Source organism: Brevundimonas sp. LM2, from assembly GCF_002002865.1.
Taxonomy (GTDB): Bacteria; Pseudomonadota; Alphaproteobacteria; order Caulobacterales; family Caulobacteraceae; genus Brevundimonas.
This window is the reverse complement of the sequence record NZ_CP019508.1, coordinates 2687115-2704859: the sequence shown is the minus strand read 5'-3', so window position 1 is coordinate 2704859 and position 17745 is coordinate 2687115. Positions and strand designations below refer to the sequence as shown.

At 68.8% G+C, this 17745-nt stretch carries 21 protein-coding genes; 10 read left to right on the top strand and 11 right to left on the bottom strand.

Annotation, left to right across the window (positions count from 1 at the left end):
* Positions 1-31 precede the first annotated feature (31 nt).
* Positions 32-967, top strand: a complete 936-nt coding sequence (locus BZG35_RS13405; RefSeq protein WP_077356199.1) for an SDR family oxidoreductase — start codon at positions 32-34, stop codon at positions 965-967.
* Positions 968-995: 28 nt separating this feature from the next.
* On the opposite strand, the gene BZG35_RS13400 is transcribed toward BZG35_RS13405, so the two are convergent.
* The 3 genes from BZG35_RS13400 to BZG35_RS13390 all read right to left on the bottom strand — a co-directional run bounded on the left by BZG35_RS13400 (position 996) and on the right by BZG35_RS13390 (position 3815).
* Complete coding sequence (locus BZG35_RS13400) at positions 996-1583, bottom strand: hypothetical protein (protein WP_077356197.1); 588 nt, start codon at positions 1581-1583, stop codon at positions 996-998.
* 155 nt (positions 1584-1738) lie between these two features.
* Complete coding sequence (locus tag BZG35_RS13395; protein WP_077356195.1) at positions 1739-2140, bottom strand: hypothetical protein; 402 nt, start codon at positions 2138-2140, stop codon at positions 1739-1741.
* Positions 2141-2282: 142 nt separating this feature from the next.
* The gene (locus BZG35_RS13390; RefSeq protein ID WP_171981958.1) at positions 2283-3815 is read right to left on the bottom strand and encodes a class I SAM-dependent methyltransferase; all 1533 of its coding nucleotides are present in this window, start codon (positions 3813-3815) and stop codon (positions 2283-2285) included.
* Positions 3816-4158: 343 nt separating this feature from the next.
* Between BZG35_RS13390 and BZG35_RS13385 the strand changes: the two genes are divergently transcribed.
* Positions 4159-6150, top strand: coding sequence for an ATP-binding protein (locus BZG35_RS13385; protein ID WP_077356190.1), 1992 nt, complete (start codon positions 4159-4161; stop codon positions 6148-6150).
* Between the two features lie 61 nt (positions 6151-6211).
* Here BZG35_RS13385 and BZG35_RS13380 read toward each other — a convergent pair whose 3' ends face one another.
* A complete protein-coding gene (locus BZG35_RS13380) occupies positions 6212-7177 on the bottom strand; it encodes a glutathione S-transferase family protein (protein WP_077356188.1) in 966 nt (321 codons plus the stop codon).
* 199 nt (positions 7178-7376) lie between these two features.
* On the opposite strand from BZG35_RS13380, the gene BZG35_RS13375 reads away from it, so the two are divergent.
* Entirely contained in the window at positions 7377-7847 is a 471-nt protein-coding gene (locus BZG35_RS13375) for a DUF6789 family protein (protein WP_253189174.1), read from the top strand.
* Between the two features lie 37 nt (positions 7848-7884).
* Here the strand turns inward: BZG35_RS13375 and BZG35_RS13370 are convergent, their stop codons facing one another.
* From BZG35_RS13370 to BZG35_RS13345, 6 genes are all read right to left on the bottom strand, one after another.
* Positions 7885-8355 carry a chemotaxis protein CheW gene (locus BZG35_RS13370; RefSeq protein ID WP_077356184.1) on the bottom strand — a complete coding sequence of 157 codons (471 nt, stop codon included), beginning with the start codon at positions 8353-8355 and terminating at the stop codon, positions 7885-7887.
* A 277-nt stretch (positions 8356-8632) separates the two neighbouring features.
* Positions 8633-9145 (bottom strand): F0F1 ATP synthase subunit B, encoded by a 513-nt coding sequence (locus BZG35_RS13365; protein WP_077356182.1) that lies wholly within the window; start codon positions 9143-9145, stop codon positions 8633-8635.
* Positions 9145-9708: a hypothetical protein gene (locus BZG35_RS13360; RefSeq protein WP_077356180.1), complete on the bottom strand. Its 564-nt coding sequence runs from the start codon at positions 9706-9708 to the stop codon at positions 9145-9147. The genes BZG35_RS13365 and BZG35_RS13360 overlap by 1 nt, the downstream gene beginning before the upstream one ends.
* A gap of 79 nt (positions 9709-9787) precedes the next feature.
* Positions 9788-10012, bottom strand: coding sequence for a F0F1 ATP synthase subunit C (locus tag BZG35_RS13355; RefSeq protein ID WP_077356178.1), 225 nt, complete (start codon positions 10010-10012; stop codon positions 9788-9790).
* A 59-nt stretch (positions 10013-10071) separates the two neighbouring features.
* Complete coding sequence (locus BZG35_RS13350) at positions 10072-10860, bottom strand: F0F1 ATP synthase subunit A (RefSeq protein ID WP_077356176.1); 789 nt, start codon at positions 10858-10860, stop codon at positions 10072-10074.
* Positions 10861-10863: 3 nt separating this feature from the next.
* A complete protein-coding gene (locus BZG35_RS13345; RefSeq protein WP_077356175.1) occupies positions 10864-11223 on the bottom strand; it encodes an AtpZ/AtpI family protein in 360 nt (119 codons plus the stop codon).
* 405 nt (positions 11224-11628) lie between these two features.
* Here BZG35_RS13345 and tgt point away from each other — a divergent pair, with 405 nt between their 5' ends.
* From tgt to BZG35_RS13325, 4 genes are all read left to right on the top strand, one after another.
* Entirely contained in the window at positions 11629-12741 is a 1113-nt protein-coding gene (gene tgt, locus BZG35_RS13340; protein WP_077356173.1) for a tRNA guanosine(34) transglycosylase Tgt, read from the top strand.
* A gap of 2 nt (positions 12742-12743) precedes the next feature.
* Positions 12744-13031, top strand: a complete 288-nt coding sequence (locus BZG35_RS13335; protein ID WP_077356171.1) for a hypothetical protein — start codon at positions 12744-12746, stop codon at positions 13029-13031.
* Positions 13032-13156: 125 nt separating this feature from the next.
* Positions 13157-14647: a DUF1800 family protein gene (locus BZG35_RS13330; RefSeq protein ID WP_077356169.1), complete on the top strand. Its 1491-nt coding sequence runs from the start codon at positions 13157-13159 to the stop codon at positions 14645-14647.
* Positions 14644-15807, top strand: a complete 1164-nt coding sequence (locus tag BZG35_RS13325; RefSeq protein ID WP_077356167.1) for a DUF1501 domain-containing protein — start codon at positions 14644-14646, stop codon at positions 15805-15807. Before BZG35_RS13330 ends, BZG35_RS13325 begins: the two co-directional genes overlap by 4 nt.
* A gap of 79 nt (positions 15808-15886) precedes the next feature.
* Here BZG35_RS13325 and BZG35_RS13320 read toward each other — a convergent pair whose 3' ends face one another.
* Positions 15887-16060 carry a YdcH family protein gene (locus tag BZG35_RS13320; RefSeq protein WP_077358139.1) on the bottom strand — a complete coding sequence of 58 codons (174 nt, stop codon included), beginning with the start codon at positions 16058-16060 and terminating at the stop codon, positions 15887-15889.
* 125 nt (positions 16061-16185) lie between these two features.
* On the opposite strand from BZG35_RS13320, the gene BZG35_RS13315 reads away from it, so the two are divergent.
* From BZG35_RS13315 to BZG35_RS13305, 3 genes are read left to right on the top strand one after another with little or no spacing between them, the layout of a single operon-like run.
* Positions 16186-16806 (top strand): UbiX family flavin prenyltransferase, encoded by a 621-nt coding sequence (locus BZG35_RS13315; RefSeq protein ID WP_077356165.1) that lies wholly within the window; start codon positions 16186-16188, stop codon positions 16804-16806.
* Entirely contained in the window at positions 16803-17321 is a 519-nt protein-coding gene (locus BZG35_RS13310; RefSeq protein WP_077356163.1) for a TIGR02444 family protein, read from the top strand. Before BZG35_RS13315 ends, BZG35_RS13310 begins: the two co-directional genes overlap by 4 nt.
* Before the next feature lie 39 nt (positions 17322-17360).
* Positions 17361-17585: a YdcH family protein gene (locus BZG35_RS13305; RefSeq protein WP_077356161.1), complete on the top strand. Its 225-nt coding sequence runs from the start codon at positions 17361-17363 to the stop codon at positions 17583-17585.
* The last annotated feature ends 160 nt before the right edge of the window (positions 17586-17745 follow it).

The following is a 17745-nucleotide window of genomic DNA, read 5'->3' as shown; positions in this document are numbered from 1 at the left end:
GAAAGTCTGGAGGCCATGCCGATAAGTCGGCATGGCCTTTTTCACGACCGATGACATTCCCGATCTGACCGGCAAGCTCGCCATCGTCACGGGGGCCAACAGCGGCACCGGGTTCGAGACGGCGCTGGAACTGGCGCGCAAGGGGGCGGAGGTGGTGCTGGCCACGCGCAGTGCCGCGCGGGCCGAGGACGCCATCCGGCGGATCCTCGCGGCCGTGCCCGGAGCCAAGCTCAGGTTCGAGGCGCTGGATCTGGCGGACCAGGCCTCGGTGAATGCCTGCGCCGACCGGTTGCTGTCCCAGGGGCGGGCGATCGACGTTCTGGTCAACAATGCCGGGGTCATGGCGCTGCCGACCCGCGAGGTCACCATTGATGGGTTCGAGCGGCAGCTGGCCACCAACTATCTGGGCCATTTCGCCCTGACCGCGCGGCTGCTGCCCCTGCTGAGCGCCGGGCGGGCGCGGGTGGTCCAGCTGTCCAGCATCGCCCACCGGCAGGGCCGGGTCCGGTTCGACGATCTGAACTACACCACGGGCTACAGGGCCTGGCCCGTCTATGCCCAGTCCAAACTGGCCATGCTGATGTTCGCTCTGGAGCTGGACCGGCGCAGCACGGCTGGCGGATGGGGCCTGACCAGCGTCGCGGCGCATCCGGGCTATGCGCGGACCGGGCTGATCGCCAACGGGCCGCTGGTGAAGTCCCCGATCGCCCGGGCCGGTCTGAACCTGATCTTCCGGCCCTTGATCGAGCCCCTGGTCAGCCATTCGGCGGCAGCGGGGGCCCTGCCGATCCTGATGGCGGCGACGGACCCGTCCGTGGCCGGCGGGGCCTATGTCGGGCCGACGCGGATGCAGGAGCTGAAGGGGCCGCCGGGACCGGCCAAGGCCGAACCGCAGGCCCTCGACGCGGCGGCGGCGGCGCGGCTGTGGGATGCGACGGAGGCGATGCTGGGGGTCCGGTTCGGCTAGGGGAGGAGGCCTGGGGCGGCCCCGGGGCTCACGGCGGGCCGGTCTTGCGGGCCCGGGCGGCTTGGCGGCAGCGTTCGGCGCGGGACAGGGGCGAAACCGACTGCACATCCTGGACTTCCTGCACTTCTCGCGCTGAAGGCGGGTGCTCGGCCAGGTCGGCGACGTGGCCGACGACGCGGGCCGAGTGGACGATCGAGCGGGCGGTGGCGTTGATCTCGTTCAGTCTGTCGATCGAGGCGCGCGAGGCGGCCTGGGCGATCCGGGCCTCGAGCCGGGCGCGGTCGGCGATCTGGCGCAGGGCCATGTCGCGCAGCCGACCCCAGGCCAGGGCGCGGTTCAGACGGCCGCGGCGCGCCTCCACGCTCATCCGGCGAAAGGCGAGGTCGGCCAGGGCCGCGTCGTCGATGTCGGGCAGGTCGTCGTCGGGGGCCGGGTCTTCGGGGGGCGGATCGTCCTGATCGGCCCGCCGCCAGCCCTCCTCGCGCTTGCGCTTGTGAAAGGCGGATTCGCCCAGGTCGAAGCGGGCGCAGACCTCTTCGGCGGTCAGGCCGCCGAGATAGGCGCCGCGGGCGGCGGTCCAGGTCTCGGGCGACCGTTTGCGGTAGGGTTGGCTCATGGCGGGAGCCTGACACGCCGTTACGTCAAAAGCGGACGCAGCGGCGGGTCGGGTGTCGGGCGGGCTGTCTGCTCCCAGCCGGCGACCGAGAGTGTCTGCTTTGGGGTGGGGTGCGCACTTCGCACATCGACCCGTTTCAGACATGGGCTAGGTTCTCAAAAGATGGTCTGCATCGGCTTGCAGCCTAGTTCATCGTCCAAGGCTCCGCGCACTTCTAGCCTGTTGTTGTGTTGATTGATGGCCTCCATAAGAGCCCGGTTAACGACGATGGCGTCGCCGTCTAGAATAACCTGGACGAACTCATCCTTGGAACTGTCGCAACTCAGGCCCGGTATGGTCCACGCCCATCCCTCACTCGTCGCGGCGAGAAGTCCAATGGGTCGGCCCCGCCAATCCCCGCTCAGGGCAGCGTCCAGCGTCTCGATGTTAGGGATTGATGCCGCGCCAGCAATCTCTGGATCGTCGACGCCCGTATAGGTCGGAATGACGATGGCGGGCACGCGATTAGAGAACGGAGCGCCGCTCGCGGCTAGAAGCAGCAGCGTCAGGGTGATCAAGGCTGAGTATTTTCTTGCCATCACCCCACACCTTCGCATCAAAGCCGCATGCTATCTATCGGACGGCCTAGCCAACGTCCGCTTCCCACCCTTTAGCGGACGTCAGCACCGTCCGCTTCCCCCGCGCCTCTACCCCACCGGTTCAGACGATCGCCAGGGCGCGGAACAGCGGCAGGGTCTGGTCGAGGAACCGCTGGGCCATGGGGCCGAGGGCGTCGAGATTGTCGTCTTCCGACGTCAGGGTCTGGCCCCTGGCGACGGCGCGTTCCCCGGTCGTCTGGAAGACCGTCCAGACCGAGCGGGCGATGGCCTGGGGCGTGCGGTCGCCGGCCGTCCAGGCGCGCAGGAACAGCTGGGTCGAGCGGGGGGTGAGGACGGCCCCGCCCGTGACGGGGGAGGCAAGATGCATCAGATGCGGTCCGGTCAGGGCCCGGTCGAGCACCAGGCGGTTGTAGGCGTCGCAGCGGTGGCGCGCCTCGGTCGAAAAGGGCTGGGCGGGTCGCACGACGCCCATGCCCACCAGATTGATCAGGGCCGCGATCACGTCGCCGCGCCGGAGCGATGAGACGCCGGGGGCGGCCATGACCTCGGCGCCGGTTTTCGCGACGAAGCCGTCGGCGGCCAGGGCCAGGGCGATCGGACGGTAGGTCGCCTCGGGCAGGAGCAGGTCGCCCTGGGCCCCGGTCAGCTGGAAATCGATCTCGTCCAGGCCGCAGATCAGGCCGAAGGCCTGGGCCTCGAACCGCGCCGTGCGGTCGGCGTCCGACAGCCGGGGGGCCGGGCGGACGAAGACGTCGGGGCGGAACTGCTGATTGACCAGGAAGTCGCGGATCGACTCGCGCCGGACCGGATCGGTCTCGCGGTCCATCAGGGCCACCCCGGCCGGTGGCAGCTGGAGGGCGTTGACCCGGTCCAGCAGGCGGGCGGAACTCACGAACGCCAGATCCGCCCCGGCCATCGCCTCCGCCACGTCGGAGAACCAGGGGATGTGCCAGTCGGCGTTCAGATATTCGTGGCCAAGATACTGGGGCGTGGTCTTGCGCAGGGAGGCCAGATGGCTGGCCGCCGGCCGGTTGTCGGCGAAGAAGCGGCCGTCGGCGGCGGCGACCTCCTCGGCGAAGGCGAGGGCGGAGCGGACGCGGGCCTCGGGATCGCCCGGAGGGCTGGCGGCGTGGCCCAGCTTCATCAGGTGGCGGACCGGGCCGCGCGAGGCCCAGCCCGGCTGACAGTTGTAACTGACGTAGACCACGCCGCCCGGGGCCAGCCGGTCGCGCAGGATCTCGACGATGGAGCGACGGCTGGCGTCCGAGACCCAGCTCCAGACGCCGTGCAGGGTGATGACGTCGAACAGGGGAAGGTCGGTCCGGGCGGCGAAATCGGCGAAGGACGCCTCGACCAGGGTCAGGGGCGTGGCCACGGCCTCGGCCAGGGCGCGGGCGTTGGCGACGTGGGCGGGGTTGAGGTCGACGCCCCAGAAGTCCCCGTCATTGGCCGCCGCATGCGCCGCCAGCGACACGCCCTGACCCATGCCGAGCTCGAGATAGACCGGCTGGGCCGGGGCGGGCCGATCGATGCCGGCCACCAGGGCGCAGAAGGCCAGATGGGCCGGGCCGAGCTCGTGATAGTAGCCGGCGGTGTACTCCAGCTCGGAATAGGGCCTTTCGGTCACGCTCATCTGCCTGCCCTTGCGCGCGCAAGGGGGAGGGGACAAGCCCCCGGGGAACATTCATTCGGTCCGCCGAGGTGGCGGCCGGCTGGTGATCATCCCGGTTTCGGACGTCTCCCCAGCGCCGGCCGAGGCTTTTCGGCAGGACCAGACAAGACATCAGCATATCAACGGCCCAAACGTGGTTGGCACCCGTTAACAATGTCGCGCGCTGAAAATGGACCCTGCTGTGTTCGACTTCGCACAAACAGTATCCGTTCGACGCGCCGTATTGACGCGGCACTAAAGATTGTCGCTTTAAGCGCGATGAAACTTTTGGGTGGCATCAACGCGGTGCGCTCAGGAAGCCAGCATGATTATCGCGTCCCGTCCATCTGAGGAAGCCGCACGGCTGGAGGCGCTAGAGAGTCTTCGGATCCTCGATACCTCGCCCGAGGCCTTCTTCGATGAGATCACGGACCTCGCCCGTGCGCTTACAGGGGTAAAGGTCGCCATGATCGCCATGATCGACGGCGAGCGGAAATGGCTGAAGTCCTGCAGCGGCGGCGGGCTGGGTGAATCCCAGCGGGACGTCTCCTTCTGCTCGCACACCATCCTGCAAGACGATGTGATGTGGGTGGAGGACTCGCGCCTGGACGACCGCTTCTGGGACAATCCCCTGGTCACCGGGCCCAAACAACTGAACTTCTACGCCGGCGCTCCGATCATCGTCGGCGGGTACAAGGTCGGCACGCTTTGCCTGAACGACGAAACGCCCCGACCGCACGACGCGCACACCGCCGGCATCCTGACCCGTCTGGCGACGCTGGTCGGAAACCAGCTGGCCGGCCGTCGGATGGAACTGATGAGCGCAGGCATCCTCGCCGCTACGGGCGATGCCATCGTCAGTCTCGACTCGGATCAGCGCATCATCTTCTGGAATCCGGCGGCGGAAGCGCTGTTCGGGTACGCCGCGGTCGAGGCCGTCGGCCGAGCCGTCGATTTCATCGACGCGTCGACTTTGGCCGCCCTGACTGATCAGCGAACCTGCGAGACCACCGCCGTCCACAAGGACGGACGCTCTCTGATGCTAGAGATCACGGCGGCCGACTGGTTGGACGGCAACGCAATCGGGCTCAGCCTGATGATCCGTGACGCGTCGGATCGCCACCGTGCAGCCGAGGCGTTGCAGGTCGCCCTCGAGCGCGCCGAAGCCGCCAATACGGCGAAATCGGAGTTTCTGGCGGTGATGAGCCACGAAATCCGGACGCCCCTCAACGGCGTCCTAGGGATGGCGCAGGCCATGGAGGCCGGGGATCTCAGCCAAGCGCAGTCGGAGCGGCTCAAGGTCCTTAAGGATTCGGGAAAGATCCTGCTTGGGTTGCTCAACAACCTGCTTGATCTGTCCCGCATCGAAGCGGGAAGGGTTGAGCTCGAACTCGGCGATCTCGATATCCGCCGGCTGGCCGGTGAAGTGATCGCAGGTCTCGAAGGTGCCGCCCTGGCGAAAGGCATTCGCCTGGACCTAGCCGTCCAGGCCGACACGGATGGCGCGCTCCGCGGCGACGCCCTGCGACTGCGACAGATTCTCGGCAACCTCGTCTCGAACGCCATCAAATTCACCGAGCGCGGCCATGTGCGGATCGACATCGCGCATGGTGACGATCAGCTGTCGTTCCGCGTGGCCGATACCGGCGTCGGCATCGCGCAGGATCGCATCGGCGACGTGTTCGGCCGGTTCGTGCAGGCCGACGCCTCGACCACCCGGCGCTTCGGAGGGTCCGGACTGGGTCTTTCGATCTGCAAGGAACTGGTGGAGCTGATGGGGGGCTCCATCTCCGTGCAGAGTGCGCCCGCCAACGGCGCCGTGTTCACCGTCATCCTGCCGATGGCGGCTGTCCCGGTCCGGCAGCCGCAGATCGCCGAGGCGGGATCGTCCGTTGAGGCGCTTGTCGAGGACACGATCAGGGTGCTCGCCGCCGAAGACAACGCGGTCAACCAACTCGTCCTGAAAGCGCTGCTGGAACAGACGGGCGTCGAGCTGACGATCGTCGAGAACGGAGCCCTGGCGGTTCAGTTCTGGGACGAACAGTCCTGGGATCTGATCCTCATGGACATTCAGATGCCCGAGATGGACGGCGTGGCCGCGACCCGTGCCATTCGTTCCGGTGAGCGCGCGACCCTGCGGGACCGGACGCCGATCCTCGCGGTGACCGCCAATGCGATGGAGCATCAGCAGGCCGAGTACCGAAGCGCGGGCATGGACGGCATCGTCACCAAACCCATCGACGCCCACCAGTTGTTCGAGGCCATGAGCCGGGTTCTGGCCAGCCAGGATGACCCGGCGCTCTCTGCCTCAGCCTAGTCTCAGGTGGCCCGCAGCGGAGGACGACGGGATCTGCCCCGCCCCGTTTTCTCCAAGCCGATCAGGCGTCCGGGCGGCCCCAGGGCGGGATCGGGCCGGCGGGGACGATCCCCGACGGGTTGAGATCGCGGTGGCTGGCGTAATAGTGGGTCTTGATCGGGCCGAAGTGGACGGTGCCGGCGATGGCGGGGATGTCCATCATGCGCTTCAGGAACCGCGACAGGGCCGGGTAGTCGGCGATGCGGCGCAGGTTGCATTTGAAATGGGTGGCATAGACGGCGTCGAAGCGGATCAGGGTGGTGAACAGGCGGATGTCGGCCTCGGTCATCCGGTCGCCGACCAGCCAGTCGGCGGGGGTCAGCTGTGTTTCCAGCCCGTCGAGCGCTTCGAACAGGGGGAACACGGCGGCCTCATAGGCCTGCTGCGTCGTCGCGAACCCGGCCTTGTAGACCCCGTTGTTGACGGCGTCATAGACGCGCGCATTGACCCGATCGATCTCGACCCTGAGCATCAGCGGATACAGATCCAGATCCGTCGCGCCCAGACCGTCGAAGGCCCGGTTGAGGATGCGGAGGATTTCCGATGACTCATTGTTGACGATCCGGCCGTCCTTTCGGTCCCACAGCACCGGAACGGTCACCTTGCCGGAGTAGTCCGGTCGCGCCCGGGCGTAGACCTGCCACAGGAAGTCGAAGCCGTTTTCGAGGTCGCCGGTCGACTCGTCGTCCGTCTGGAAGGTCCAGCCGTCGTCCCGCATCAGGGGGTGGACCACGGAGACCGGCAGCAGGGGCTCCAGGTGTTTGAGCGCGCGGACGATCAGGGTGCGGTGCGCCCAGGGGCAGGCGTGGCTGATGTAGAGGTGGAACCGGTCGGCCTCGGCGCGGACCGCCGGCCGGCCCTCGGGACCGGGCGCGCCGTCCGCGGTGATCCAGTCGCGGAAGCCGCTGTCCTGCCGCTTGAAGTCGCCGCCCTTGCTGGCTTCGGTGGCTTCCCCCGCGTGCCACCGTCCGTCGATCATCTGTCCCATGGGCGTTCCTTACGTCTGCTCGGTTCAACGGGCGGGGGCCCCAGGTGATCCCGGGCGCGTCTGACTCAAAAGGCGGTTCTTCCGCAGTTGCGAAGCACGCCAATGTGAACGGCGGTCGGTGAATTCGTCGCCGAACAGGCGTATCCTGCCCTTGCGTTATCAAAGAACCATCAATGCGTTGGGAGGCGCTAAGGTCATGATGTCACGCGTACAAAAGGGCATGGTCGCGGGTTTCGCCGCCACCGTCGCCGTCTCGCTGATCGAGGCGGTCAATCTGTTCGCCGGCCCCTGGGTCGAGCCGTTCCCCCTCTTTCTCGCCGCCCTGATCGGTCAACCGGACAATCTGATGCTGGGCTGGGGCCTCCATCTGGTGGCGGGGACGGTGGTGCTCGGCGGCCTTTTCGGCCTGCTCTACCAGAGGCTTCCGGGAGCCACGCCCGAAAGCCGGGGCATCATCTTCGCCGTCGGGGCCTGGTCGGCCCTGATGGTCGCGGTCTTCCTGTTCGGCAGCTACCGGACGTTCAGCGGCACGGGCGGGTTCGGTCTGGTCGGCTGGATGCTGGTCAGCCACGCCGTGTTCGGGATCGTGCTGGGCAATGTCCACGCCCGGCTGCTCGGCCGCGAGAAGCGGGCGATGCGCAGCCTGGCCGGGACGATGCCCGCGCACTGAGGTCGGAGGAACGGCCGAACCCTGGCCGTTCCATCGCCTAAGCCGGCTCGAGCGCCTCGAACACCTGGAGCACCTCGGCCGGGAACAGGGAACCGACGACGAGCCGGCTCAGCATCCGGTGCTCGAGCGGGATGACGGCGTCGACCAGCCGGTCCTGGGGGGAACCGCCCATGGTGGGGGCCGCCTGCAGCAGGCCGGCGTCGACCTGGAAGGTTTCCTGCACGGCATCGACCAGAAGCCCGGCCGTCCGGGCGTCGTGCTCGATCACCACGATGACATGGCGCGCCGAGGGCTCGGTCGGGCCCAGACCGAGGCGGCAGCGCAGGTCCAGCACGGGGATCACCGTGCCGCGCAGGTTGATGACGCCCAGCATGTAGTCGGGCGTCTGAGGCATGGCCGTGGTCGGGCTCCAGCCGCGGATCTCACGCACCGACCGAACGTCGATGCAGTATTCCTGTTCGCCGATCTCGAAGGAGATCAGCTCGATCTGTTCGGCGGCGCCGCTCATCAGAGCGGCTTCCGCGCTTCGATGCCCAACGCCCTGGTGGGCGGGCGGCTTGGAAAGAAAACTCACGGGAGCGCGTCCTTTGGCTGGTCGTCGGACCCGCGAGGGGGTCCGATCCACCAGACGCGCAGATCGCGGTGAGTCGCCGATTAAGAAGCGAGTGGGTGCGCTCTATTGTCTCACCGGCGCGGATGACCGTGCGTCGACCGACGCGGCGGCCGGCGTGTTCCCAGCGCGGCTTGGCACCGGGCGCGCGGGGTGCCCGGGCCCGACCGTGGAATTAGTTCAGACGGGTGCCGATCTGGCCGATGGCGGCGTCGAGGAGGGGGTCGGACCCCTGGCCGGCCAGGCGGGCGGCCAGGATGGTCTCGGCGGCCTGGGCGGCGACGTCGGCGGCGGCGGCCTTGACGTCGGCGGAGGCCTGGGCCTCGGCCGAGGCGATGCGGCGTTCGGCCAGGGCCTGGCGACGGGCCAGGGTCTCTTCCAGCTTGGCCTTGGCTTCCGTTTCCAGGATGCGGGCGTCGGCCTCGGCGGCGGCCAGCATGTCGCGCGCCTGGATGTCGGCGGCGGCCTTCTCGGCGCGGATCTGGGTCAGCAGGGCCTCGGCCTCGGCGCGCAGACGCTGGGCCTCGTCCAGCTCGCCCTGGATCTTGGCGGCCTTGGCGTCGAGCGTGCCCGCGACCAGTTTCGGCACGCCGACGAAGGCCAGGATGGCGAAGAAGATGCCCAGACCGATGGCAACCCACAGCTCGGGGTTGGCGAAGTCGTAGAGATGCGAGTTGAAGAATTCCATCAGACGGCTCCTCCGGTGCGGGCCTGGGCCGTGGCGGCGTCGGCCTCGGCCTGGGTCGCGGCCACGCCGGTCAGGCGTTCGACGATCGCGCGGGCGGTGTCGGAGGCGATCGTGGCGACATTGGTCATGGCGGCGTCGCGGGTGCGGGCGATGGCGGTCTCGGCCTCGGCGATGCGGGCGTTGACGACGGCCTCTTCCTCGGCGGCGCGGCGGTTGGTCTCTTCGGTGATCCGGGCCTTGGCGGCGACGGAGGCGGCGCGAGCGTCGGCGCGGGCCTTGTCGACCTCGGCCTTGGCGGCGGCGGCCTGTTCGGCGGCCTCGGCCTGGACCTGGCGGGCGGTGGCGATGGCGGTGCCGATCGAGCCCTCGCGCTCATCCATCACGCGACGGATGCGGGGGGCGAAGACCTTGGAAATCAGCAGGTAGAGGGCGAAGAACAGGATCAGCAGATAGACGATCTGTCCGGCCCAGACGGTGGTGTCGAACTGGGGCAGGCCGCCCGACGCGGCTTCGGTCGAGGCGTGGGTCTCGCCGTGCGTTTCGGTGGTGGTGGGCTCGGCCATGGTGTCCGTCTTCGAAGTTTCAGCAAAGAGGCGACGCCCCCGTTTCCGGGGACGTCGCCGCTGTGACGCCTAGAAAGTCTTAGGCGTTGAGGATCAGGATGCCGAGCACGAAGGCCAGGATGCCCAGGGCTTCGGCCAGAGCCGCGCCCACGAACAGGTTGCCGACTTGCGAGCCAGCGGCCGACGGGTTGCGCAGGGCCCCGTTGAGGAAGTTGGCGAAGATGTTGCCCACGCCGATGGCGGAGCCGATCATGCCGAGGGTGGCCAGGCCGGCGCCGATGTACTTGGCGGCTTCAGCTTCCATGATTATATTCCTAGTTTTCTGAGGGGTTCAGGGTTGGGGTGAAAGGACTGGGACCGGCCTTAGTGGCCATGGCCCAGGTTGACCACATCATTGAGATAGATGGCGGCCAAAACGGCGAACACGAAGGCCTGCAGGAAGGCCACGAGGAACTCCAGGGCGGTCAGGGCGACGACCATGGTCATCGACAGGGCCGCGATCGGCAGGGCGAACAGGCCCAGGCCCTCGCCGGCGAAGGCCATGGCCCCCAGGCTGACGACGAAGCCGGCGAAGATCTTCAGCGCCACGTGGCCGCCCAGCATGTTGCCGAACAGACGCAGCGCCAGGGTCACCGGGCGGAGCAGGAAGGACAGGAACTCGATCGCGCCGACCACGGGGCGCAGCACCAGGGGCGCGCTGGACGGCCAGAACAGCAGGAAGAACTTCAGCCCGTGCTTGCCGATGCCGATGCCGACGACCAGCAGGATGGTCAGCAGGGCGAAGGTCATGGTCACGGCCAGCTGCGAGGTGGCGGTGAAGGACAGGAACATGCCCAGCAGGTTCATGCCCAGGATCAGGGTGAACAGGGTGAAGACGAAGGGGAAATATTTGCGGCCCTCATGGCCGATGATGGAGTCGGTGACGCCGTCGATCATGCCGAACATCTGTTCGCCCACGGCCTGGAGCCGGCCCGGGACGACCTTGGCCCCGGCGGTCACGACCTGCAGGAACAGGACCACGGCCACGAAGGCGATCGTCATCGCCAGGTGCGAATTGGTGAAGGCGATCTGCTGGGTGCCGATGAACGGCAGGGTGACCTGGCCGAAATCGACCAGAGGCACGACCTGGAACTGGTGGATCGGATCAGCCATGCGTCAGTCTTCTTCATCCTCGTCGAAGGGCACCGACTTCGGTTCCGCTCCGCCTGCCTTCGCCTTGGCCATGATCCGCTGAGCGGTGCGCCAGGCCATCCAAATCGAAATGGCGAAGCCCAGAAGGACCCCGCCGATCAAACCCCAGGGATTGGTCTTGAAGTACCAATCCACCACGGCTCCGAGCGCCAGCCCGACGAACACGCCGCCCAGAAGGTCGGCGATGATCCGCCACGCCTCACTGGCCGCCGCATGACCCGCCGTCTCCTGAGAAAACTCGCGGGTGGTCCTCGCCTCCAGAGCGGATGCGCTTTCGGTGAGGCGTTTGATCGCCTCTTCGCGCGATTCCGGGGGCAGGGACATGGGCTTTTTTTGACGTTCGACCCCGGCTCGGCCACGCATGGATTTGCGGGCCCCGACGGGGTCTGAATTCGGCGCGGAACCTATAGGCGAGGGGCGAGAAGGTCAAGGCGGGAGGACGGATTGCTAGCGCATTGAATTTGTGAAGTTTTATGCATGTCCAAGCGCGCGGGAGCGCGCGGCGTTTCATCACAGCGGACACGGCGAGGCACAACGAACACGGCGAGGACGTCGTTGCATCCGCAAACGGGCTCCCGCTGTGCCTTGCGTTGTGCTCGTTGTGATGAACCGGTGCACGCACAGCGTCAGATGGTTTGCCTTCGGCGCTGCGAAGCTGGGATGGTCGCGCCCGCTTTCCAGGCCCGAGCGCCAGGCCTATATGCGCCCCCTTTGCCGGAGCCGCCCGCCTTGCCCTTTCCCTTCACCCTGACGGCGACCGAAGGTCGCGCCCGCACCGGGGTGCTGACCACGGCGCGCGGCGACATCCGGACCCCCGCCTTCATGCCCGTGGGCACGGCGGCGACGGTCAAGGCGATGAGCGTGGACCAGGTCAAGGCGACCGGGGCCGACATCATCCTGGGCAACACCTATCACCTGATGCTGCGCCCGGGGCCCGAGCGGATGGAGCGGCTGGGCGGGCTGCACGCCTTCATGGGGTGGGACAAGCCGATCCTGACCGATTCGGGCGGGTTCCAGGTCATGTCCCTGGCCGGGATCTCCAAGGTGAAGGAGGAGGCGGTGACCTTCTCCAGCCATATCGACGGGTCCAAACACGTGCTGTCGCCCGAGCGGTCGATCGAGATCCAGGCCGACCGGATCGGGGCCGACATCTCCATGCAGCTGGACGAATGCGTCGCCTGGCCGGCCGAGGAGCCGCGCGCCCGTGCGGCGATGGAGCTGTCGGCCCGCTGGGGCGCGCGGTCCAAGGCGGCGTTCGGGACGCGGGAGACGCAGGGCCTGTTCGGCATCCAGCAGGGCTCGACGTTCGAGAACCTCCGCCGCGAGTCGTCCGAGCGGCTGATCGAGATCGGCTTCGACGGCTATGCCATCGGCGGCCTGGCGGTGGGGGAGGGGCATGCGGCCATGTGCGAGGTGCTGGACTATGCGCCCGACATGCTGCCCGCCGACCGGCCGCGCTATCTGATGGGGGTGGGCAAGCCGGTCGACCTGGTCGAGGCGGTGTGGCGCGGCGTCGACATGTTCGACTGCGTGCTGCCGACGCGGGCGGGGCGGCATGGCCAGGCCTGGACCTGGGACGGGCCGATCAATCTGAAGAACGCGAAATTCGCCGAGGACCGGACGCCGCTGGACCCGACGATCGACTGTCCGGCGTCGTCGCAGACGTCCAAGGCCTATCTGCACCACCTGATCCGGGCCGACGAGATCCTGGGCAAGACCCTGCTGAGCTGGCACAACATCGCCTTCTACCAGGCCCTGACGGCGGCCATGCGCCATGCGATCACCCAAGGCCGGTTCGAGGCCTGGCGGACCGAGTTTCACGCCCGGCACGTGTCGAACTGACCATGCGGATCGAGAAATCGGGCTTCCACGCCTACAATACCTATCTCGAGGAACCCCCCCGACCGGACGGCAACGAGACCGCGCTGCATCGGCACGTGATCATCATCGGCGGCGACAAATATTCGTTCTTCGCCCACTGGTCCGGCAAGTTCGCCCACAAGGGCGAGCGGGTCTCGTTCGACTGGGACTGGGACCGGACCGGCGAGTTCCGGAACATCGACAAGCCGTCGTTCGAGGCCCTGTCGAAGGATGGCACGGTGCACAGACGGGGCGATCGCACCGGCCGCTAGCGGTCGTCGGTGAGCCCGATGGCGGCTCCCTCCATGGGTCCGGGGAGCATCGCCTGATCCGGGCGGGCGACGGATTCCGGAAGGCGCGCCGTTGGAGGAGGCGGGGCGCAGATCGGACACGAGACATGTCGCAGGACTCCAAGACCCTGAACGCCGCCATCGCCGTGACGCGGTTCGGGATGGGCGCGCGGCCGGGCGAGATCGACCGTGTCGGCGCTGACCCGCGCGGGTGGCTGGAGGCGCAGATCCGGCCGTCGGGCGCGCCGGTCGCCGAGGGGCCCTTCCCCTCGTCGGACGATCAGGTGCGGGCCTATCTGGCCTATCGCCAGGTCAGCCAGGATCGGCGCATCCCCCGGCGCGAGGCCGGGGCCGCGTCGCAGCCCGAGGCGCCGGAGGCGCTGGAGGGCATGGCGATGCAGGGGCCGGCGGAGCCCTCACCGGCCGATCCGCGTCGTGAAAGCCGTCAGGCCCTGACCCGGACCGCCAACGCGGCCTTTCTGGCGCGGGCGCGGCTGGGGGCCACGACACCCGACGGGTTCGCCGAGCGCTGGGCCCTGTTCTGGGCCAATCACTTCACCGCGTCGGCGACCAAGTTCCAGTCGGCGATCTTTCTGGACGCCTATGAGCGCGAGGCGATCCGCCCGCATGTGTTCGGACGGTTCGAGACCCTGACCCTGGCGGCCGAACAGCATCCGGCCATGCTGCTGTACCTGGACCAGGCCCAGTCGATCGGGCCGAACAGCCTCGCGGGGCAGCGGCGCAACGCCGGGCTGAACGAGAACCTGGCCCGCGAGATCCTGGAGCTGCACACCGTGGGGTCGGCGGCCGGCTACAGCCAGGCCGATGTGACGGAGTTCGCGCGCGCCCTGACCGGCTGGTCGATCCCGGCGCCGCGGGACGGCGCGGGTGCCGGGCCGGGCCGGGGCCGGGCGCGCGTTGGTGCGGTGGCAGCGGGGCGCAACGGCTTCGTCTACCGCCCGGCGGTGCATGAGCCCGGCGCGCGGACGGTGCTCGGCCGGCCCTATCCGGAGACCGGTCTCGGGCAGGGCGAGGCGATCCTGAAGGACCTGGCCAACCACCCGGAGACCGGACGTCGTCTGGCGCGCAAGATCGCCGTCCATTTCGTCGCCGATGACCCGCCGCCGGGGCTGGTGACGGCGCTGGAGCGGGCGTGGACGACCTCCGGCGGCGACCTGGCGGGGGTCGCGCGCGCCCTCGTCGCGGCCCCCGAGGCCTGGGGGCCCGCGCCGGCCAAGATCAAGACCCCCTATGAGTTCGTCGTCTCGGCCCATCGCGCCTTCGGCAGCGAGCCCCGTCAGCCGCAACCCCTGCGTCAGGCCCTGGTCGCGATGGGTCAGGTGCCCCTGAGCCCGCCCTCGCCCGAGGGTTGGCCGGACACCGCCGCCGACTGGGCGGGGCCCGATGCCCTGGTCAAGCGGCTGGACTGGGCGCGGACGGCGGCCGCCCTGGTTCCGGACGTCGGCCCCAGCGACGTCGCCCTGTCCGCCCTGGGGCCGCGTCTGGGCGAGCGGACCCGCCTGGCCGTGGCCCGGGCCGAGAGCCGCCCCGAAGCCCTCACCCTGTTCCTCATGTCGCCGGAGTTCCAGCGCCGATGACCCGTTCCCTCGATCTCACCCGTCGTCTTCTGCTGGGGGCTTCGGCCGCCGGCGTCAGCCTGGCCTTCGCCGGGCGGGCCGGGGCGCAGAGCGCCGCCGGTCCCAGAAACAAGCTGGTGGTCGTCATCGCCCGGGGGGCCATGGACGGGCTGTCCGTCGTGGTGCCGACCAACGACCCCGACTATCGCCCCCTGCGCGCCGCCCTGGCGATCGAGGACAGCCTGGCCCTGTCCGACGGGTTCGGCCTGCACCCCGCCCTGGCCGGGCTGCACGCCCTGCATGGCCAGGGCCAGATGCGGTTCGCCCCGGCGGTCGCCATCCCGGTCCGCGTCCGCTCCCATTTCGACGCCCAGGATGTTCTGGAGAACGGCGGGGAGGGGCTGAGGTCGCAGACCGACGGCTGGCTGAACCGGGCGCTGGCGGCCACCGGCGGGCTGAAGGGCCTTTCGATCGGGGCGCAGACCCCCCTGATCCTGCGCGGGGCGTCGCCGACGTCCAGCTGGTCGCCGGGCGGCAGGACCGGCGCCGAGGATCGGCTCGCCTCCCTTCTGCAGGACCTCTACGTCGAGGACCCCCTGCTGGCCGGCAATCTGGCGGCGGGCCTGCAGACGGAGGCCCAGGCCATGGCGACGGGCGGCGAGACCCGCCTGGGTCGCAACGACGTCGCCGGTCTGGGCCAGGCGGTCGCCCGGCTGATGACGGGGCCGGACGGCGCCGATGTCGTCGCCCTGTCGATCGACGGCTGGGACACCCATGTGCGTCAGGTCGGCCAGCTGCAGGCGCGTCTGACCGGGCTGGATCAGGTGGTGTCGGGCCTGCGCACCGGTCTGGGCGAGAGCTGGAGCCGGACGGTGATGGTGATCGCCACCGAGTTCGGCCGCACCGCCCGGGCCAACGGCACCGCCGGCACCGACCATGGCACGGGCTCGGCCCTGCTGCTGGCCGGCGGGGCGCTGAAACCCGGCGGCATGATCGGCGACTGGCCGACCCTGGCCGAGCCGCGTCTGTTCGAGGGGCGGGACCTGGCCCCTACGCTGGATGTGCGCTCGGTGTTCAAGGGCGTGCTGCGCGATCACCTGGGGGTCGACCGGGCGGCGCTGGACGACCGGGTCTTCCCGACCAGCGGGGCCGAGGCCCCGACCCTGTCAGGGCTCGTTTGAGCCGGGCCGGGGCAGGTGTCGATATGAGAACGGCCCCGGATCGCTCCGGGGCCGTTCGACTTTCGGGTGGAGACCGGGGCTAGCCAGCCCGGGCCTCCAGGCTGGTGATTTCCTCCTTCAGGCGGAGCTTTCGTCGTTTGAGCTCCCTGACCTGCAACTCATCCACGGCCGGCCGTCCGAACTCCCGCTGGATGATCTCGTCCAGCTGGCGGTGACGATTTCCCAGTTCGCGGATACGAGCTTCGATGGTCATGGCTTGCGCCTCCATGTCTAAGGGACCACACAGTGAGCGCCCGGATTTGCGGTCTGTGAAATCACGGTTCGGTGACGTCAACGGACCGTTAAGATCCTCCGGACCTGCTCAGCCTGACCCCCAATATGGACCATGATGTGAACGGAGCCGTACAGGATCACCCTCGTCGCCTGGTGGTGGGAATTTCGGGGGCCTCGGGCGTCATCTATGGCGCGCGGGTGCTGGATGCCCTGAGCGAACTGGGGGTCGAGAGCCATCTGGTGGTGACCCGCGCGGCCCTGCTGACCCTGTCGCAGGAAACCGACCTGACGCCGGATCAGCTGACGGCCAAGGCCACCGTGCTGCACAGGCTGAACGACGTGGGGGCGACCATCGCCTCGGGCTCGTTCCGGACGTTGGGGATGATCGTGGCCCCCTGTTCGGTGCGGACCATGAGCGAGATCGCCACGGGCGTGACCTCGACCCTGCTGACCCGCGCCGCCGACGTGGTGCTGAAGGAGCGGCGGCCCCTGGTGCTGATGGTGCGCGAGACGCCGTTCCACCTGGGGCATCTGCGGACCATGACGGCCCTGACCGAGATGGGGGCGATCATCGCCCCGCCGCTGCCGGCCTTCTACGCCCGGCCAGAGACCATCGGCGACATCGTCGACCAGTCGGTGGGGCGGGCGCTGGACCTGTTCGGCCTGGACTGGGGCGCGGTGCGGCGCTGGGACGGGCTGAAGGGTCCGGCAGGCGAGGACGCATGACCAACGGCGCTCAAGCAGCGAGCGACCGCGTCGTGAGCGATAGCGCACCAAAGGGCCTCTGGGACTGGGCCCTGACGACCTATCGTGCCGAGGGCGTGTCGGAGGCCTGTCTGACGCTTCAGGACCAGTTCGGGCAGAACGTGCCGCTCCTGCTGTGGGGGGCCTGGGCGGCGGTGACGGGGCGGTCGCTGGACGAGGACACGGTGGAGGCCGGGTGCGACGCGGCGCGGGCCTGGGACTCGGTGGCGGTCACGCAACTGCGGGCCATGCGGCGGACGCTGAAACTGCCGGTGCCGGACATCGACGATGCGGCGCGGCTGGCGCTGCGGGACCAGATCAAGGCGGTGGAGCTGGCGGCGGAACGGTCGCTGCTGGCCGGGCTGGAGGCGCTGGTGCCCGTGCAGGGCGGAGTGCCCCGGCCGGCGATCGAGGGTCTGGTGGCGGTAGCGCGCGGCTGGAGCCGGGTGGTGCCGCGACCGGCGCTGATCGCCCTCGCCGAACGGCTTCCGGCCTGAGCGACGACGGGGTATAAGCCGCGTCCGCGGGGCCGCACCATGAACGACGATCAACCTTTTCTGAGCGACGAAGAGCGGGCGCTGCACGCCGAGGTCAAGGCCTTGCGCCTGGAGCATTCGGACCTCGACGCCTCGATCGAGGCCCTGTCGCACATGCCGATCCCGGACCAGCTGCTGATCGCCCGGCTGAAGCGCAAGAAGCTGCTGCTGCGCGACGAGATCGTGAAGATCGAGAGCCGGATCCTGCCGGATATCATCGCGTAGGGTTCCCTTCCCCCGCGCTTGCGGGGGAAAGCCGTCCGTCTTCGAGCGCAGCGAGAACAGGACGGATGGGGGAACTTGATCTTCTCAGCGCCAAGGCAAGCGAGACTTCCCCCATCGGCCCTGGATCGCTGCGCGATCGACGGGCCGCTTTCCCCCATGA

Coding starts and splice junctions, on each gene's coding strand:
- BZG35_RS13305 (WP_077356161.1), top strand. CDS start 17,361: ATGAACGACGATCAACCTTTTCTGAGCGACGAAGAGCGGGCGCTGCAC.
- BZG35_RS13370 (WP_077356184.1), bottom strand. CDS start 8,355: ATGAGCGGCGCCGCCGAACAGATCGAGCTGATCTCCTTCGAGATCGGC.
- BZG35_RS13390 (WP_171981958.1), bottom strand. CDS start 3,815: ATGAGCGTGACCGAAAGGCCCTATTCCGAGCTGGAGTACACCGCCGGC.
- BZG35_RS13365 (WP_077356182.1), bottom strand. CDS start 9,145: ATGGAATTCTTCAACTCGCATCTCTACGACTTCGCCAACCCCGAGCTG.
- BZG35_RS13350 (WP_077356176.1), bottom strand. CDS start 10,860: ATGGCTGATCCGATCCACCAGTTCCAGGTCGTGCCTCTGGTCGATTTC.
- BZG35_RS13320 (WP_077358139.1), bottom strand. CDS start 16,060: ATGACCATCGAAGCTCGTATCCGCGAACTGGGAAATCGTCACCGCCAG.
- BZG35_RS13385 (WP_077356190.1), top strand. CDS start 4,159: ATGATTATCGCGTCCCGTCCATCTGAGGAAGCCGCACGGCTGGAGGCG.
- BZG35_RS13335 (WP_077356171.1), top strand. CDS start 12,744: ATGCGGATCGAGAAATCGGGCTTCCACGCCTACAATACCTATCTCGAG.
- BZG35_RS13310 (WP_077356163.1), top strand. CDS start 16,803: ATGACCAACGGCGCTCAAGCAGCGAGCGACCGCGTCGTGAGCGATAGC.
- BZG35_RS13380 (WP_077356188.1), bottom strand. CDS start 7,177: ATGGGACAGATGATCGACGGACGGTGGCACGCGGGGGAAGCCACCGAA.
- BZG35_RS13375 (WP_253189174.1), top strand. CDS start 7,377: ATGTCACGCGTACAAAAGGGCATGGTCGCGGGTTTCGCCGCCACCGTC.
- BZG35_RS13315 (WP_077356165.1), top strand. CDS start 16,186: ATGGACCATGATGTGAACGGAGCCGTACAGGATCACCCTCGTCGCCTG.
- BZG35_RS13355 (WP_077356178.1), bottom strand. CDS start 10,012: ATGGAAGCTGAAGCCGCCAAGTACATCGGCGCCGGCCTGGCCACCCTC.
- BZG35_RS13345 (WP_077356175.1), bottom strand. CDS start 11,223: ATGTCCCTGCCCCCGGAATCGCGCGAAGAGGCGATCAAACGCCTCACC.
- BZG35_RS13330 (WP_077356169.1), top strand. CDS start 13,157: ATGTCGCAGGACTCCAAGACCCTGAACGCCGCCATCGCCGTGACGCGG.
- BZG35_RS13405 (WP_077356199.1), top strand. CDS start 32: ATGGCCTTTTTCACGACCGATGACATTCCCGATCTGACCGGCAAGCTC.
- BZG35_RS13360 (WP_077356180.1), bottom strand. CDS start 9,708: ATGGCCGAGCCCACCACCACCGAAACGCACGGCGAGACCCACGCCTCG.
- BZG35_RS13325 (WP_077356167.1), top strand. CDS start 14,644: ATGACCCGTTCCCTCGATCTCACCCGTCGTCTTCTGCTGGGGGCTTCG.
- BZG35_RS13400 (WP_077356197.1), bottom strand. CDS start 1,583: ATGAGCCAACCCTACCGCAAACGGTCGCCCGAGACCTGGACCGCCGCC.